Source organism: Mycobacterium intermedium (assembly GCF_002086275.1).
GTDB classification, from domain to species: domain Bacteria; phylum Actinomycetota; class Actinomycetes; order Mycobacteriales; family Mycobacteriaceae; genus Mycobacterium; species Mycobacterium intermedium.
Genome location: NZ_MVHT01000028.1, coordinates 40,033 through 55,125 on the forward strand (window position 1 = coordinate 40,033; position 15,093 = coordinate 55,125).

14 protein-coding genes are annotated in these 15,093 nt (G+C 62.8%); 12 read left to right on the plus strand and 2 right to left on the minus strand.

The window, feature by feature from the left end:
• Positions 1-3: 3 nt before the first annotated feature.
• The 3 genes from hsaD to hsaB are packed head-to-tail and all read left to right on the plus strand — an operon-like array spanning position 4 to position 2,367.
• Positions 4-891, plus strand: a complete 888-nt coding sequence (gene hsaD / locus BST27_RS12255; protein WP_069419464.1) for a 4,5:9,10-diseco-3-hydroxy-5,9,17-trioxoandrosta-1(10),2-diene-4-oate hydrolase — start codon at positions 4-6, stop codon at positions 889-891.
• Positions 888-1,790, plus strand: coding sequence for an iron-dependent extradiol dioxygenase HsaC (gene hsaC / locus BST27_RS12260; RefSeq protein WP_069419465.1), 903 nt, complete (start codon positions 888-890; stop codon positions 1,788-1,790). The genes hsaD and hsaC overlap by 4 nt, the downstream gene beginning before the upstream one ends.
• A gap of 10 nt (positions 1,791-1,800) precedes the next feature.
• Positions 1,801-2,367 carry a 3-hydroxy-9,10-secoandrosta-1,3,5(10)-triene-9,17-dione monooxygenase reductase subunit gene (hsaB, locus tag BST27_RS12265; protein ID WP_069419466.1) on the plus strand — a complete coding sequence of 189 codons (567 nt, stop codon included), beginning with the start codon at positions 1,801-1,803 and terminating at the stop codon, positions 2,365-2,367.
• Between the two features lie 430 nt (positions 2,368-2,797).
• On the opposite strand, the gene BST27_RS12270 is transcribed toward hsaB, so the two are convergent.
• The gene (locus BST27_RS12270) at positions 2,798-3,562 is read right to left on the minus strand and encodes a hypothetical protein (protein ID WP_232007285.1); all 765 of its coding nucleotides are present in this window, start codon (positions 3,560-3,562) and stop codon (positions 2,798-2,800) included.
• A gap of 428 nt (positions 3,563-3,990) precedes the next feature.
• Here BST27_RS12270 and BST27_RS12275 point away from each other — a divergent pair, with 428 nt between their 5' ends.
• Complete coding sequence (locus tag BST27_RS12275) at positions 3,991-5,349, plus strand: DUF445 domain-containing protein (RefSeq protein ID WP_069419467.1); 1,359 nt, start codon at positions 3,991-3,993, stop codon at positions 5,347-5,349.
• A gap of 20 nt (positions 5,350-5,369) precedes the next feature.
• On the opposite strand, the gene BST27_RS33675 is transcribed toward BST27_RS12275, so the two are convergent.
• Complete coding sequence (locus tag BST27_RS33675) at positions 5,370-6,518, minus strand: Abi-alpha family protein (RefSeq protein ID WP_069419468.1); 1,149 nt, start codon at positions 6,516-6,518, stop codon at positions 5,370-5,372.
• Between the two features lie 554 nt (positions 6,519-7,072).
• On the opposite strand from BST27_RS33675, the gene BST27_RS12285 reads away from it, so the two are divergent.
• From BST27_RS12285 to BST27_RS12320, 8 genes are read left to right on the plus strand one after another with little or no spacing between them, the layout of a single operon-like run.
• Complete coding sequence (locus BST27_RS12285) at positions 7,073-7,987, plus strand: MlaE family ABC transporter permease (protein ID WP_079219652.1); 915 nt, start codon at positions 7,073-7,075, stop codon at positions 7,985-7,987.
• Entirely contained in the window at positions 7,987-8,853 is an 867-nt protein-coding gene (locus BST27_RS12290) for an MlaE family ABC transporter permease (RefSeq protein ID WP_069419470.1), read from the plus strand. The genes BST27_RS12285 and BST27_RS12290 overlap by 1 nt, the downstream gene beginning before the upstream one ends.
• Positions 8,854-8,856: 3 nt before the next feature.
• Positions 8,857-9,933, plus strand: coding sequence for an MlaD family protein (locus BST27_RS12295; protein ID WP_069419471.1), 1,077 nt, complete (start codon positions 8,857-8,859; stop codon positions 9,931-9,933).
• Positions 9,930-10,943 carry an MlaD family protein gene (locus BST27_RS12300; protein WP_069419472.1) on the plus strand — a complete coding sequence of 338 codons (1,014 nt, stop codon included), beginning with the start codon at positions 9,930-9,932 and terminating at the stop codon, positions 10,941-10,943. Before BST27_RS12295 ends, BST27_RS12300 begins: the two co-directional genes overlap by 4 nt.
• Complete coding sequence (locus BST27_RS12305) at positions 10,931-11,953, plus strand: MlaD family protein (RefSeq protein WP_069419473.1); 1,023 nt, start codon at positions 10,931-10,933, stop codon at positions 11,951-11,953. Before BST27_RS12300 ends, BST27_RS12305 begins: the two co-directional genes overlap by 13 nt.
• A gap of 1 nt (position 11,954) precedes the next feature.
• Positions 11,955-13,088, plus strand: a complete 1,134-nt coding sequence (locus BST27_RS12310; protein WP_069419474.1) for an MlaD family protein — start codon at positions 11,955-11,957, stop codon at positions 13,086-13,088.
• The gene (locus tag BST27_RS12315) at positions 13,085-14,131 is read left to right on the plus strand and encodes an MlaD family protein (protein WP_232007286.1); all 1,047 of its coding nucleotides are present in this window, start codon (positions 13,085-13,087) and stop codon (positions 14,129-14,131) included. The genes BST27_RS12310 and BST27_RS12315 overlap by 4 nt, the downstream gene beginning before the upstream one ends.
• Positions 14,128-15,090, plus strand: coding sequence for an MlaD family protein (locus tag BST27_RS12320; protein ID WP_069419475.1), 963 nt, complete (start codon positions 14,128-14,130; stop codon positions 15,088-15,090). The genes BST27_RS12315 and BST27_RS12320 overlap by 4 nt, the downstream gene beginning before the upstream one ends.
• Positions 15,091-15,093 lie beyond the last annotated feature (3 nt).

Below are 15,093 nucleotides of genomic sequence, written 5' to 3' on the forward strand. Positions count from 1 at the left end.
GTCATGACCTCAGTCTCGAATCAGACAGCAGAAATAACGTTCGAATCCACGTCGCGCTACGCGGAAGTCGACGTCGACGGGCCGCTGAAGCTGCACTACCACGAAGCGGGCATCGGTAACGCCCCCACTGTGGTGCTGCTGCACGGCGGGGGGCCGGGAGCGTCGAGTTGGACGAACTTCGCCCGCAACATCGAGGTGCTGGCGCAGCACTTCCATGTGCTCGCCGTCGACCAACCCGGTTACGGACACTCCGACAAGCGCGCCGAGCACGGACAGTTCAACCGCTACGCGGCGCGGGCGCTCAAGGGGTTGTTCGACCAGCTCGGTCTGCAGCGAGTTCCGTTGGTGGGCAACTCGTTGGGCGGCGGCACCGCGGTGCGGTTCGCCCTGGACTACCCCGAGCTGGCCGGCCGGCTGGTGCTGATGGGCCCGGGCGGGTTGAGCATCAACCTGTTTGCACCTGACCCGACCGAGGGTGTGAAGCGGCTGGGCAAGTTTTCCATCGAGCCCACCCGCGAGAACCTCGAGGCGTTCCTGCGGGTCATGGTCTACGACCAGAAGCTGATCACCCCAGAGTTGGTCGAAGAGCGCTTCAAGTTAGCCAGCACGCCGGAATCTCTGGCGGCCACCAAGGCGATGGGAAAGTCGTTCGCGGCTGCCGACTTTGAGCTCGGCATGATGTGGCGCGAGGTGTACAAGCTACGCCAGCCGGTACTGCTGATCTGGGGTCGCGAAGACCGGGTCAACCCGCTCGACGGTGCGCTGGTCGCGCTCAAGACCATCCCGCGTGCGCAACTCCACGTGTTCGGGCAGTGTGGGCATTGGGCGCAGGTGGAGAAGTTCGACGAATTCAACAAGCTCACCATTGACTTCTTAGGAGGTTCGAGATGAGCATCCGATCACTGGGCTATCTGCGCATCGAAGCCACCGACATGGCCGCGTGGCGGGAGTACGGCCTGAAGGTCCTCGGCATGGTCGAGGGCAAGGGCACCACCGAGGGCGCGCTCTATCTGCGCATGGACGACTTCCCCGCTCGATTGGTGATCGTGCCCGGGGAGCACGACCGGTTGTCCGAAGCCGGCTGGGAATGCGCGAACGCCGAAGGGCTGCAGGAAATCCGGAACCGACTGGACGTTGAGGGTGTGTCCTACAAGGAGGCCACCGCAGCGGAGTTGGCCGATCGTCGGGTCGACGAGATGATCCGATTCTCCGACCCGTCGGGAAACGGCCTGGAGGTCTTCCACGGTGCCGCGCTGGAGCATCGGCGGGTGGTCAGCCCGTACGGGCACAGGTTCGTCACCGGCGAGCAGGGCCTGGGTCATGTGGTGTTGACGACCCGCGACGACGTCGAGACGCTGCACTTCTATCGGGATGTGCTGGGCTTCAAGCTGCGTGACTCGATGCGGCTGCCACCACAGTTGGTCGGCAGGCCCGCCGATGGAGCGCCGGCCTGGCTGCGGTTCTTAGGCTGCAACCCTCGTCATCACAGCCTTGCCTTCATGCCGGGCCAGACCCCCAGCGGCATCGTGCATTTGATGGTCGAGGTCGAGAATTCCGACGACGTCGGCTTGTGTTTGGACCGGGCCTTGCGGCGGAAGGTACCCATGTCGGCCACGCTTGGCCGGCACGTGAACGACCTGATGCTGTCCTTCTACATGAAGACGCCCGGTGGATTCGACGTCGAATTCGGTTGCGAGGGAAGGCAGGTCGCCGACGACGACTGGATCGCCCGGGAAAGCACCGCGGTCAGCCTGTGGGGGCACGACTTCTCGATCGGCTTCAAGAGCTAACCTCGAGGTCATGACTGCCGCGCCGATTGACCCGCGCACGTTCCGCAGCGTGCTGGGCCAGTTCTGCACCGGGATCACCATCATCACCACCGTGCATGACGACGTGCCCATCGGGTTTGCCTGTCAGTCGTTTGCGGCGCTGTCCCTGGATCCACCCCTGGTGCTGTTCTGTCCGACCAAGGTGTCGCGGTCGTGGCAGGCCATCGAGGCCAGCGGTCGCTTCGCCGTCAACGTGCTGACCGAAAGTCAGAAGCACGTCTCGGCGCGCTTCGGGTCCAAAGAGCCAGACAAGTTCGCCGGGATCGATTGGCACCCTTCTGAACTCGGCTCGCCGATCATCGACGGTTCACTGGCCTACATCGATTGCACGGTGGCCTCCGTACACGACGGCGGGGACCACTTCGTGGTCTTTGGTGCGGTGCAGTCGCTGTCCGAGGTCCCCAAGGTCAAGCCGCGCCCGCTGCTGTTCTACCGCGGGGAGTACACCGGCATCGAACCGGACAAGACCACACCGGCGCAATGGCGCGATGATCTGGAAGCGTTCCTGACGACGACCACCCAAGACACTTGGCTCTAGGGCTTTCGCCGGCCGCGACTGGCCGTGACCGGCGTCTGCTCGTCGAGTGTGGGGCTTATGGCCCTGGCGTCGCGGTGGTGGGGCATTTACCCCCACGCTCGGCGACGCCTCGACTGGCCGTGACCGGCGTCTGCTCGTCGAGTGTGTGGCTTATGGCCCCGCGCATCGCGGTGGTGGGGCATTTACCCCCACGCTCGGCGACGCCTCGACTGGCCGTGACTCGCGAGGCTCGTCGAGCGTGTGGCTTATGGCCCTGGCGTCGCGGTGGTGGGGCATTTACCCCCACGCTCGGCGACGCCGCTACCGGCCGTGACCGGCGTCTGCTCGTCGAGTGTGTGGCTTATGGCCCTGGCGTCGCGGTGGTGGGGCATTTACCCCCACGCTCGGCGACGCCGAAGCCGCGCCAGGCCGCCAAGCCAAAGCCCCAGCATCAGACGCGTTGAGCGTCAGGCCAAATGGCGCGAGCCGCCGGCGACGCGCAGAACGTGTCCTGTGCGGTGGCGATATCCATGTCGATGGCCTGCAGGCTATCCACCTTGTGCGCACGGCAATTCACGGTCAGGACGCGATTCGTGCCCGCCTCTACCTGCTGGGCCTCGATGGTCAGCACCAGGACGAGGGTGAACCCGGCGCCGGTGGGCAGGTAGAAGGTGAGGTCGCGGCTGGTGGGCGATCCGCCGTTGCTGACGACGTAGCCGTCGCCGCTGGGATAGGCGGCCTGGCCGACCATCTGGGTTCGTTCGAAGTGGGTGCTGTCGCCCTCCGCCCGCCACACCGAGAAACGGGTGTTGGGACTGCCGTTGAAGAGATGCTGGGCAATCGGGATGATGACTTCCTCGCGGCCGTCCCCGTCCAGATCCTGTAATCCGACGCCACTCGGGCTAGACGGTTCGAGGAGCTCGTCGATCGTCTGGACCACCGCGCCGGCCCCGTCCGTCACGATCACTTTCACCGCCCGGGGTCCCGGCGCTTCGGGGAGGCTGAAGTAGGTCACGTCGAAATCCGCGCCGACGCGATCGTTGGCATGCAGCCGGCAGTCCGAGTGCGCCAGCTGGGTCTTGGGATTGATCGCTGCGACGGTGACCGCGCACGGTGGCAAGTACCTGGGATCGGCAGCGGCTCTCGGGGCCCACGGACAGAATGCCCCGGCAATGGCGATCAAAATGACCGCGGTGACTAGGGTCGCGGGCTTCATGCGGCTGCACAATACCGCGACGGCCGGCCATCGCCAATGGTCAATTTCTGTGGCCGGCTCGAAGGCGTGAATTGGGTGAGTCACGAAGACGCTCCGCATATTGCAATTTTTTATTTGAATGTGTACAGCACCCGTTTACGCGTAGCCAGCGGTGGCACCGGCGCCACCGACTCCGAGCGTTCGATTCAGGCAGTTGCCAACGGCTTTCGATCTGACGGCATCCGGGGCTGTGGTTGCCGTAACGCACCGATCGGGTCCTTGGGCATTGGCATAGGGTGGGCGCTTGTCCAATGATTTGACGTTCCGAACATTACATTCGAACGCCGTTGCTGAATTTCGTCGCGACTATTCGTTGGCGAGCACCAGACTGTTACGATCAGTCACCCCCTAAGAAGCACCGCATGCCTCGGCAACACGGAGGACGCAGTATGAGCGTTATCGCCTCAGGCCCGTTCATCGATTGGGAGGAGCTGACCGGCCAATCGGCGTTTGTCGTCGATCTCGTCAGCATCCCGATCTTCAGCGCGGTCGCCGGTCTGATCACCAACTGGACCGGAGTGATCATGCTCTTCGCGCCGGTCTTCTTTACCGGTTTCTACGTGCCGGGGTTGCGGGCAGTGTTCCCGTTCCTACCGCGCAAAGTGCAGATCCTGCCGATTTTTGCGCCCAACGGCATCCTGGGTTTCCAAGGGTTCATACCCTGTCGGGCCGAGAAAATGGCCAGCCTCATCGTCGATATGTCGATCGCTCGGATCGGCAGTATTCGAGATTTCTACGAGGAACTTGGGCCGGCCGAGCTCGCTGACCGCTTGGCGGATGCTTTGCGGCCGAATATCCGGCAACTGGCCGAAGACATCATCGAGAGCGAACACCGCACGCTCTGGCGCAGCCTGCCTGTCGCCGTGCAGAACCAGACGCTGCGGAACCTGGACGAAAGGCTGCCGCAAATCTCACGGCGAGTGTTCGCGAAGATCGGCGACAATATCAGCGACCTGCTGAACGTGAAGTTGATGGTGGTCAACCACTTGCGCCGGAACCCGGCGGTTCTGGTCGGCATCATCAAGGGCATGGGCGCCCCGGAGCTGCGCTTCATGATCAAGATCGGCGCCCTCGGGTTCTTCTTCGGCATCCCGCTAGCTCTCTACATCTCGTGGGTGCGCGAGGCCCATCCGCCCGTCTTGAGCGCCATCCCGATGTGGCTGGTTGTGCTTGCCGGCGCGGCGCTGATCGGGATCGTGGTCAACTACCTTGCGGTCAAGGTGGTCTTCGAGCCCGGTGACCCGCAACCCCGCTACCGATACCCGTGGAAGCAGGGGCTGTTCCCCAAGCGCCAGCACGAGGCCGCCGCCGAAATTTCGCTCATGCTCGCCCGCGAGGTGATGACGGTTCCGAACTTCGCCAATGAGCTGTTGTTCGGAGCGAGTGGTGATAAGACCGCTCTGCTTATCGAGGAAGCGGTGGCGGAAGAAGTCGAGCAGCTCCTTACCCCGATAGCCACCGTGACCGCTCGGTCGCTTGGAATAGTCAACGTCGGAGTCCTGGAGCGGAAAGCCAGTCTGGCGGCGGTGGAGCTGGCGCCGGAATTATTGTCGTTCGACGAGTTCAGCGAGCGGCGGGAAAAGAAGATCGCGGACTTTGCAACCGAAAAATTCCGTGCCCTGCCACCGCACGAGTTTTCCGAGATGCTGTATTCGGCCATCGAACAAGATGCGTGGTTGCTCTACGTTCACGGCGGGGTGTTGGGCATCGCAGTGGGCGCGCTGCACCTGCTGCTATTCGGGTGGTAAACGCCCCAAATCAGCCCAAATCAGCTGGGCGGACCCTTCCCGATGATCTTGTCCTGACGACCGTCGGTAGCCCAACCGCCGCCGTTGTACCCTTCGGTGTCGATGCACGCGGCCACGAATTGCTTGCCGAATGATGTCAGTGAAATGCTGCGGTAAACACTGATAGATCTCGGTGCCCGAGCCATGGCCGCGACGGCCGCCGGTTGAACTTCTAATAACGCGTAACGCCGGTAATCTTCTACGGGCTCTTTGGAAAAGTCGATCAAGCCCAAACGATTAAGGTTGGCCAGATAGTGGTAACCCCGATCAAGCCATTTACATCCCGCCATTTCGGTGATCATGTTGACACCACCGGCTAACTTGACAGAACCAACCTGGAAGAGGGTTTTCGTCCGCACATCGATAGCTGGCTGCGTTCCAGCTACGGCCAGAAAACGAAGAATTCGCGCCTCGTCCGGAAGTAGTTCGTCGAGAATGTTCGAAAATGAGGGATGCACATCCCGACGCGAATATTCGGGCTTACAGGAAACCCGAATTAGCGCCTCGCCCCGCTTCTTCAACTCGGCGGTTTCATCCCGGACGCCGGTGGTGCCCAGGAACGAGCTGACGACGTTGTCGATGGCCGCTGACGGTGCGACGCCGTGTTGCACCTGTTGCACCTGGCGCAGCGTCTCAGCAAACATGCCGACCGGGCGGGAGGCGACGCGGCTCATCGTGCCCAGCAGCCCACCCTTGTTGCCTTCTGCGGCCGGTGCGGGCTCGGCGTGCTCGACTGGCGCCGGCGCCGGCGACGTCTTGGCCGGCGTGGCCGCCGAGCCATTGGACTCCGGGGCGCTCTGCTCCCCGTCCAGGGCCGCAGCGGGTAGCACGGCGGCCTCGATCTCAACCACCTCCCGGGGCGACGTGCCGTTGGCCGCCGCCGCGATCTCACGCACCGCGGAGTTCGAATTCGACAGGTAATTAATGAGGTTCGTGAATCCGGTGACCGCGTCGCGCGGATGGGTCACCGCACGCAACGTCTGTACGAACAGGCCTCTCGTGTGTTCGACGACGCCTGCCGCGTCCCGAAGCGCGGTAGAGAATTGTGCGTACGCCTCCAACTCGGCGGGGCGGTGAGTTTCGCCGTCCTGGGCCAACTCCCTGCCGGTCTGGCCGTTCGATTCGCTCATGTTCTACCTGCTCACAGATCTTGTGCGTCAGATCACATTAGTTGGTGGTGGTCCGAAGTGTAACCGCTTGTCGGACCGTCGCGAGCAATCGGACGGCAATATTCGGCACCCGTTGATCAGAGCGCTTCAGCTGCGATACGCAAAGGGGCGGTGCGGGCGAGACGAGCGAACTTCGTCGGCCGGTGTAAAGGGGCCGTCCCGGGTCGCACAAGCCAGGGTTCCCGCGCCGTCGTTAGCCCGTCTGAACAGCTTGTTTGCCATCGGCGGTCGCAACTATCACCAAACCTGCAGAAGCGATAAATGGCGCGCAGGAGAGTGCTGTCAAAAATGTGGACAGACACGACTATAACGGTTGTATAACTGTTACGTCTCTATTCAATAACGTACTCAGCGGCACTATGCGGACTCAATACCATCCCTTCATCACTCCTAACCCGGCGTTGATCAAGGGAACCTCGAATGTCGCGAATCTGTACAAAGCCATGTTTTTTGTGTGCAGAGCTGGCTTTGTCGGCGGTAGCGACTGATACGGGCCGTCGCGCGCCAGGGAGTCGGTGCTGTTGAGTTCACTCGCGGAAACAAAAGCTTCGGCTCAGCCACCTGCTCCGGTAGCCCCGGCCACGCCGGTACGGCGGCCCGGGCGGCCCCGCCTCGCGACGCTGGCCGGGCCATGGCGTTGGTTGGTACGGCGGACCGACCAAGGTCTGCAGACCCTCGGCCGATTCTTCGAGTTGGGCGCGCAGTCCCTGATCTACTTGAGCACCGACATCCTTCGACTTCGCCATCCGTGGCGGGAAACGCTTAACCAGGCCGCGTTCATCGTCGGTGTCACCGCGATACCTGCGTTGCTGATAGCCGTCCCCTTCGGAGTGATCATCGCGGTGCAGGTCGGCAACCTCATTCAGCAAATCGGTGCGACGTCGATCTCGGGCGCGGTCGGCGGCCTTGGTGTGATCGGCCAAGCCGCACCGATCATGGCGGCACTGCTGCTGGGCGGCGCAGCCAGCTCGGCGATGACCACCGACCTGGGTTCACGCTCCATTCGTGACGAGGTTGATGCGTTGCGGGTCATGGGCATCGACCCGGTCCAACGACTTGTCACGCCGCGTCTGGCCGCGATCATCCTGCTTGCACCGGTGCTTTGCATCTTCATCATCTTCATGGGCCTGGCGGCGGGCTACGTGGTCAACGTGGGTTACCAGTCCGGTACCCCGGGTAGCTACATCGCCTCCTTCGGGTCGTATGCGACCGTTGGCGACGTCGGGGTGGCGCTGGCCAAGACGTGGCTCTTCGGCATCATCGTCACCCTGATCGCTTGCCAGCGCGGCCTTGAGACGCGCAAGGGCGGCCCGCGCGGCGTGGCCGACTCGGTCAACGCGGCCGTTGTGCTGGGCGTTGTTACGGTCTTCGTTCTGAACCTGGGCATCACCGCTCTGGTTGCCACGTTCATGCCAACGAAGGTGGGTTGATGGCCGCCCCATCGCGGCATATGCCGCACGGTATGGCCGCGTCGCTGCGGGCCGGCTATTTGGTGTTCAACCGCGGCGGGTCAGTCTTCGAACGCCTCGGTCACCAGGCCACCTTCCTGGCCCAAGTGATCGCTTCGCTGCCGCGCACCATCACGCGCTACCGGCGGCAAACCGGGACGATTCTGGTCGACATGATCTGGGGCAACGGCTCGATCATCGTCGGCGGCGGCACCATCGGCGTGCTGGCGTTCATGGGTGTCGCGATCGGTGGCGCGGTTGGGCTCGTCGGCTACGCCGTCCTGGACATGGTCGGGATGGGTCCGCTCACCGGCTTCATCTCTGCCTACGCGAACACGCGGGAACTGGCGCCGATGGTCGCGGCCATCGGCTTCGGGGCCCAGGCCGCCACCAGGATGACCGCCGAAATCGGCAGCATGCGAATCGCAGAAGAGATCGACGCACTGGAGGTTCAGGGCATCCCGGCCATTCCTTACGTTGTGACTACCCGCGTCCTCGCCGGGATCATTACCATCATCCCGCTGTACTTGTTCACGCTGGCGTTGAGCTATCTGTCCTGCGCGCTGATGGTGAGCCTGCATCAGGCGTCCGGCACCTACACCCACTACTTCGACATGTTCATGCAGCCATCCGACGTGGTGTACTCGGCGATCAAGGCGGTCGTCTTCGTCGTCTTGATCATCGGGATCCACTGCTATGAGGGGTTTTACGCGAGCGGCGGGCCGGAGGGCGTCGGACGCGCCTCAGGACGGGCGATCCGCGCCAGCCTGATCACCATCGTGGTCTCGGACATGTTGCTGACCTTGCTGTTCTGGGGCAACAACCCCGGGTTAAGGCTGTCGGGGTAGGCCATGCCGACATTTCTCACCCGAACCGCTCGGCCCCCCAGCGTCGGCACGCTGCGACTCCGCGGCCTGATTGTCGCCGTGGTGCTGGCCGTTGGGGGCGTCTTTGTGTACCAGGCGACCACCGGGAAGTATGTCGACACCTTCAAATTGACCATGATCGCCAACACAATTGGCGAGGGATTGGCACCCGGGGCCGAGGTGAAGTTCCACGGCATGGCCATTGGGTCGGTCAAGCAACTCGAAACCATCGGCTACAACAAACAGAGAATGACGGTGCTGCTCGACCCTCGCCAGGCGAAGGCGCTCACGTCAGACACGATCGCACGGTTTACCTCGTCGAATCTCTTTGGCACGACCGAGGTTGAGCTCGTCAGCGAGGGCAAGGGGCCTCCGTTGCGTCCGAATCAGACGTTGACGGTGCGCACCGACGTTCAGCCGGCCACGATTACCGAGTTGCTGCGTGAGGGTCAACGTCTCAGCCGGATTCTCGACACACCGGAGCTCAATCACGTCATCGAAGTCTTGCGCGACCACGCCGATCTCGTCGAGCCGGCCACCAAGGCAGGGCTGGACATCGCGAAGATCCTCGCCGACTCGCAGACAATGCCGCTGTCGCACTCGCTTTCGGTGCTCGCGTCGTTCTTGAACGGTCTGGGCCCGGTTCTCCCCGCCCTGAACCTGGCACCCGACCTGGTCAATTCGATGAGCTTCCTGAATGCGCCGGGTGGCGTGGACCGCACCAACCTGGTCATGCGCCAAACCGGCCAGCTGCTGGGCGATGTCGGCGACATCGTGTTGCGGAACAACCCGTGGCTCATCCCGCTGATGAACGGAACGATGAACGCCGCGGTCCCCGGGATGTACGCGCTGGGCAGCCTGGCGCCGGCCTACGACCGCATCTCCGGGTTACTCGATCGCACCAGCACCGCGTTTCCGATGGTCGACGGCGACGTGCGGATGCGCGTTGAGGTAATCATGAACACCGCGCCGGGCATCGCGGCTGCGCTGCCTGGGCCTGCGCCAGAACTGCCTGGGCCGCCGCCTGGGCTGCCTGGACCGCCGCCAGGGGGTGACGAATGAAAAAGCTGACCAGCTCTGTCTTTTGGGTTGCGCTATTCACGACCGTCGCCACGGTGTGCGGGCTGATGCTGCTGACCGCCCTGCGCAATCCGGTCAGTGGAACGGTCAACCACTACTCGGCGGTCTTCACCGACGTTTCCGGCCTGGACGCTGGCAACGACGTCCGAATCGCCGGCGTGCAGGTAGGCAAGGTTGAGGCGATCCGCCTCGAAGGCCAGATGGCCAGGGTCGATTTCACCGCGTTGAGCGCCCACCCCGTGTACAAGGACACAGTCGTCGCCGTGCGATTCCAGAATCTGCTGGGACAGCGCTACCTGGAGCTGGTGCAATCTGGCGCCGCGGGTGAACGGCTGGCCACCGGGGCCACCGTCCCCGTCGGGCAGACCATCCCGTCGTTCGACATCACCAAGCTGTTCAACGGATTCCGCCCGGTGTTCGACACGCTCGACGCGGCCCAGATCAATCAATTTGGCGAAAACCTGCTCCGGCTGATCCAGGGTGATGACAGCGGCCTCGGCCCGCTGCTGCACGACCTGGACACCATCACGACGTTCGCCGCAAACCGGCAGTCCGCCATCAAGGTGCTGCTACGCAACCTCGGCGAGATATCGAATGATCTAGGCGGCAAGTCCCAGCAGCTGTTCCGCGTCATCAGCACACTGAACGGGTTGCTGGCCTCTTTTACGGCCAAAGCCAACGACTTCAATACCTCGCTGGACATCGAACTGCCGTTGATGCGCAGTCTGGTCCACACCCTGCAATACGCCGAACGCACGTTTGACGGAACGACAGTGCCGGCCTACGACCTGGTGAGCCGGATGTTTCCGCAGACGCCGACGATCATCGCCGGCTTGTCGCTGGTGCCCTCCCTGATCGAGGGACTGCGCGGCTCACTTGTCGACGAAGGGCCAACCACCCCCACCTTTACCTGCACCAACGGTGAGGTTCACCTGCCCAACATTGGCGAAGTGTCCTTCGGGCAGCAGGATTTGGTGGTGTGCCAGCAGTGAGAGCGCACATCGGGAAGAACTGGGGCCGGGTCCTCGACGACCGTGAAACGGCGAAACGCAGTCGTCGGCACGGCGTCATCGGCATCATCGTCATCATTATCGCGCTGGTCATCCCCGTCGTTGCCTTCCTCAATCCCCTTGGCGAGAAAAGCTATACGGCCAATGCCACCCATTCGGGCGGTGTGCGCAGCGGTGACGACGTGCGCATCGCCGGGGTGCCGGTCGGGGAGGTCACCAGCGTCAAGCTCGCGGGCAATCTTGTGCAGATCAAGTTCAACGTGAAGGACTCGGTCTTCGTCGGTTCGGAGTCCACGCTCGAAGTCAGGCTGCTGACGCCGGTGGGCGGGCATTACGTGGCGCTTAGCTCCCAGGGTGCGGTGCCGTTGGGGCAGAAGGTGATTCCACCCGGGCACGTCAAAGCCGCGTTCGAGACCAGCGATCTCATTCAGTCGGTGACCCCGCTGGTCAGGGACGTCAACGGCAAGGTCTTGCACGACACCTTCACCGAGGTAGCCAACGCCGCCAACAAGTATCCCAACGCGTTGCGCGAGATCGTGCATTCGGCCAATGAGCTGACCAGGTTCTTGAGCAGGATGTCCGATGACGTGGATCGCGGACTGGGCTTTGTCAACGATGCGATCAGTTCCCTAACCACCAATCGCGAGCATCTTCTCGCGCTGATCGAGCAATTCGCCTTGGTCGGGCGCGGTTATACGTCTAGGGCAGTGGACATCATCGAGTTCTTCACGCTGCTAAGCGAGTTGACCCGCATCGTGGACCGCATCATGGTGTTCTATAGCCGCGAGGTCGCGCCCTCGGTCAACGGTATCGACGACATTTTCGACACCCTGTTCACCCACCCCGACCGCATCGGCCGCGCCGCCGACGGCCTGGGGCAGATCCTCAACATCGTGGTGCCGATGCTCAGCGGGAACGGCGTCGCCGTGAATGACCATTTCCTGGTACCCGGACAAGACCTCTGTCTGCCCAACCTCATGAGGCACTGCTGATATGACCAGGAAACGCCTTTTCGTTGCGGTGGTGGTAGCGGCCGCGTTGATTGCCGCCGGTGTGACCGGAGCCAAACTGGCGCTCCCGAAGATGAACGACACCAAGGCGTTGTGCGCCGAATTCACCGACGCCGTCGGCCTTTACCCGGGTAATAAGGTCCAGTTGCTGGGCATCGAAGTGGGTGGGGTAACGGCGGTCACGAACAAACCCGACTTCGTGCAGGTCGACTTCACCGTCCCCAAGGACCTCGACCTCCCGGCCGACGTCGGGGCCGTCACCTACTCACAATCGATCGTCACGGACCGGCATGTCGAATTGACCAAGCCCTACAGCGGTGGGCCGAAATTCACCGGTTCGCAGTGCATCAAGTTGGAAAGCACCAAGACTCCGCTCGGCATCAGCGAAACCTTTGCGGCCGCGGACAAACTGGTGGATAACTTGCTGGACGCCCCGCCGGGGACGGACCCGTCGAAGTCGCCGGGCGCCCAAGCCATCAACGACACCCTCCGCGTGGTGAGTCGCTCGTTGGAAGGCACCGGCACGGAGCTCAATCAGACGCTGCGCGATCTGGTCACCATCATCGGCGACCCGCATCTGGCAGACGCCCACACCCGCGAACTCGTCGACAACGGCGAGCTGCTCACCTCATCTTTGCTGCAGAACTGGGGCAACGTCGCGACCGCGTTGGTCACCCTGCCTGGCAGCCTCGCGATGATCGAAGGACTCGCCGACGGCTTCGGATCGGCGCTGCACGATCTCGCGCACGCGCTGCCGATCTTGGTAGATGCGCTGAATCGATTCGCGCCCAGGGTGTATCACAACATCACCGACAAACTGATCCCCTGGCTCAGGGACATTCTCAACGCCTATACCCCGAACATTGTCGGGACCATCAATTCGTGGTCGCAGTTCAGCAATTGGGTCACCGATACGGTCCCGCCGTCGTGGGGAACGCACAATGTCCCGTATTTGCCGCCGCAGGTGGCGGTTTCGCCGCCACAGGTCAGTGCGATCTGCAGCGTGCTGCGCGAGCGGAAAACGCCGGGTAGTGAAGCGGCGTGCGCGCCCGGCACCGCTTCGGATCCGGTCACCCTCGGTCTGACCGACCTCATCCTGGGGAACGCGCTGTCATGACGGGGCGAATGATGCGCGGGTTGAGCGTGCTGATGAGTGCTTTGGTGATCGGTCTGACGGGCGCGTGCGCGCTGGACCCGACCCGGTTGCCGGTGCCCGGTTCCTATGTTCCGGGAGGCAAATTCAGCGTCAAGATCGAATTCTCCAGCGTTTTGAACCTGCCGGCCAAGGCAAAGGTGGACTACGGCGGCGTGCGTGTCGGTGTGCTGAACCGGGTTGAACTGGTGGGCAACACGGCGGTCGCCTATGTCGACATCTCCGACACCGCTACGCTGCCGCAGAATACGCGCGCCGAACTTCGTCAGGCCACCGTCCTGGGCGACATTTACATTGCGCTGCTGCCGCCGGACGACCCGGCCCCGACGCCGCTGCGCGACGGCGACACCATTCCGTTGCGCAACACCACGCCGGCTGACAACGTCGAGAACATCCTGCGTGGGGTGTCGAACCTGGTATCCGGCGGAACGCTGACCACCTTGCAAGAGTCACTGGTCAACTTCAACAACGCATTTCCGAAGGACCCGTCCGAGCAGATCCGAATTCGCAACAAGCTGACCGGCGTGCTGCACGACCTGGCGGCAAACCAAGCGACGATCGATGAAATCCTCGCCAGCGCGGAGAGCGTCACGAGCACTCTGCACGCCGACGCGGCAGTTCTGGACAGCTTGATGGCCAACGGCCCGGGCAACATCAACGCAATGACCGGCGTATTGCCCGACATCCTTCAACTCCTGGTCTATCTCCAAGGTCTCGGCCGCGGCGGAGCGGATCTGTTGGTGCCGCACGCGCCCGACTTCATCCAGATGCTCTCCTACGTCACCCCGTTGGTGGGTTCGATCGCGACGGCAGACACCACGGTGCCGGTAAACGTCGACAAGTGGAACGCGTTGATCCGCGACAAGCTGATCCCGTTCTTCAACAACGGCGGTCCGAAATTCAGTGTCACGCAGGTTCATCAGCCGCAGGGCCCCCCGGAAGTGGACCCCGCAGACAAGGCGGACCAGGCGATTTCCGCGATGCGAACAATGGGGCTACTGCCATGAGGTTCAAAGCCACAACGACTTTGGTGCTGCTCGCGGTCATGACGGTGTTCGGGGTGGCGTATCTGTCGCTCGAAGTCTTGAAGAAGAACCCGACCGTAAAGCCCACTCGAGTAACGCTTTTGCTGGACAAGTCGGGCGGGCTGTTGCCCACATCGCAAGTGACGATGCGCGGCATCCAGGTGGGTCGCGTCACAGGTGTCCAGGCGACCCCAAGCGGCCTGCGGGTGTCGATCGACCTAGACCCCGCCTATCCGGTACCGGCCAACAGCGCGATCAGCATCCAGAACCTGTCACTGGTGGGCGAGCAGTACATCGACTTCAAGACCAAACACATTGCCCCGCCGTATTTCAGCGACGGAGCGGTGATTCCCGCGGATCGGGTCGCACCCTCGGTGACGGTGAGTGAATTACTCGCCAAGGCCAATGGCCTACTTTCGGTAATCAATCCGAATCACGTGCAGAGCATCGTGACCACGGTTTCGGAGATTTTTGCGGGCAATGACGCGACTTTGGACTCGCTGGCTATCACTGCGGGCTTGGTTTCCAAAATGGAGTTGGAAAAGAAGCAGCTGCTTACGACGGTCTTCGGCAACGTCTTCACGCTGGTTGACGATCTGGACGCGGTCCACGCCGACGCGTCGCTGCGCCAGGCCGGGCTGGTGTTGCCCCCCGCGTTGTTGGCTTTGACCAAGCTGGTGCGCAACACCGGTGAGTACACCAACGCCGCGGACGGTACCTTCGCGCCGGGTGCTCCGGTGCCCACGATGGTGGCCAACATCAACGAGTACATCGATATGTTGTCCGGGCCGCTCGGTACTTTCGCCACTGTCCTGGAGCCGGCCACCGAGCCCCTGTACGGAGTCAGGGTCAACGGGGGGCACTGGATGGATTTCTGGGAGTCGACCTTCAACGACGCGGGCGGGCTGCGTCTACAGGTGAATTCGCCTGAGGGGCAATAACAG

Bases quoted from the DNA above. Each gene is read 5' to 3' on its own strand.
- hsaD (WP_069419464.1), top strand. From the start codon at position 4: ATGACCTCAGTCTCGAATCAGACAGCAGAAATAACGTTCGAATCCACG.
- hsaC (WP_069419465.1), top strand. From the start codon at position 888: ATGAGCATCCGATCACTGGGCTATCTGCGCATCGAAGCCACCGACATG.
- hsaB (WP_069419466.1), top strand. From the start codon at position 1,801: ATGACTGCCGCGCCGATTGACCCGCGCACGTTCCGCAGCGTGCTGGGC.
- BST27_RS12270 (WP_232007285.1), bottom strand. From the start codon at position 3,562: ATGAAGCCCGCGACCCTAGTCACCGCGGTCATTTTGATCGCCATTGCC.
- BST27_RS12275 (WP_069419467.1), top strand. From the start codon at position 3,991: ATGAGCGTTATCGCCTCAGGCCCGTTCATCGATTGGGAGGAGCTGACC.
- BST27_RS33675 (WP_069419468.1), bottom strand. From the start codon at position 6,518: ATGAGCGAATCGAACGGCCAGACCGGCAGGGAGTTGGCCCAGGACGGC.
- BST27_RS12290 (WP_069419470.1), top strand. From the start codon at position 7,987: ATGGCCGCCCCATCGCGGCATATGCCGCACGGTATGGCCGCGTCGCTG.
- BST27_RS12295 (WP_069419471.1), top strand. From the start codon at position 8,857: ATGCCGACATTTCTCACCCGAACCGCTCGGCCCCCCAGCGTCGGCACG.
- BST27_RS12300 (WP_069419472.1), top strand. From the start codon at position 9,930: ATGAAAAAGCTGACCAGCTCTGTCTTTTGGGTTGCGCTATTCACGACC.
- BST27_RS12310 (WP_069419474.1), top strand. From the start codon at position 11,955: ATGACCAGGAAACGCCTTTTCGTTGCGGTGGTGGTAGCGGCCGCGTTG.
- BST27_RS12315 (WP_232007286.1), top strand. From the start codon at position 13,085: ATGACGGGGCGAATGATGCGCGGGTTGAGCGTGCTGATGAGTGCTTTG.
- BST27_RS12320 (WP_069419475.1), top strand. From the start codon at position 14,128: ATGAGGTTCAAAGCCACAACGACTTTGGTGCTGCTCGCGGTCATGACG.